The following is an 850-nucleotide window of genomic DNA, read 5'->3' as shown; positions in this document are numbered from 1 at the left end:
CTAGTGGATCGAATCTAACACTTGGTGCCCGCGCCTGACGGCGGCGATGATTTTATCGGGATCGGCTGTCCAGACGAAGGGCTTTGGGGTTTCATTGTGCTCGGCGAGGAAGCGGTTGATAGCGGCCTGAAGGTCGACGAGCGAATGGAACACGCCGCGTTTGAGGCGGCGGTTGGTCAGCCTGGCAAAGAAACCCTCGACGGCATTGAGCCATGAGCACGAGGTTGGCGTAAAGTGGAAGTTGAAGCGCGGGTGCCGGTCGAGCCACTCGCGGACTTTGGGGTGCTTGTGAGCGGCGTAGTTGTCGAGGATCACGTGGATCGCCTTGCCAACGGGGACGCGCGCTTCGATCAGATTGAGAAAGCGGATGAATTCCTGGTGCCGGTGTCGCTGCATGTTGCGACCGATCACGGTTCCGTCGAGGATGTTGAGCGCCGCGAACAGCGTGGTGGTGCCGTTGCGCTTGTAATCATGGGTCATGGTGCCGGCTCGCCCCTTCTTGAGCGGTAGGCCGGGCTGGGATCGGTCGAGGGCCTGGATCTGGCTCTTCTCGTCGAACGACAGGACGATCGCGTGGGCGGGCGGCGCGACATACAGGCCGACGACGTCGCGGAGCTTGTTGATGAACTCAGGATCATTGGACAGCTTGAACTGCCGAACGCGGTGAGGCTGGAGGCCGTGGGCGCGCCAGATCCGGTGAACCGAACTGGCGCTGATGCCCGCTTCGCTGGCCATCAGCGAGGCCGTCCAGTGGGTCGTCTCGCCGGGCGGCTTCTCATGCGTTCGGGTGGCTACCCATGCGACAACCTCGGGGGTTAGAGCAGGGATACGCGACGGGCGGGTCTTGTCG

Annotated in this window: 1 protein-coding gene; it reads right to left on the bottom strand. The window is 62.7% G+C overall.

Translation table 11 applies throughout. The features are described from left to right. A partial coding sequence (locus tag ACM9ME_RS15415; RefSeq protein WP_415644344.1) for an IS630 family transposase occupies window positions 1-850 on the bottom strand: 850 nt, incomplete at its 5' end.

This window comes from Sphingomonas antarctica (assembly GCF_965137005.1).
Lineage (GTDB): Bacteria > Pseudomonadota > Alphaproteobacteria > Sphingomonadales > Sphingomonadaceae > Sphingomonas_O > Sphingomonas_O antarctica.
The sequence above is the reverse complement of the archived record's forward strand: the minus strand, read 5'-3'. Positions and strand labels throughout refer to the sequence as shown.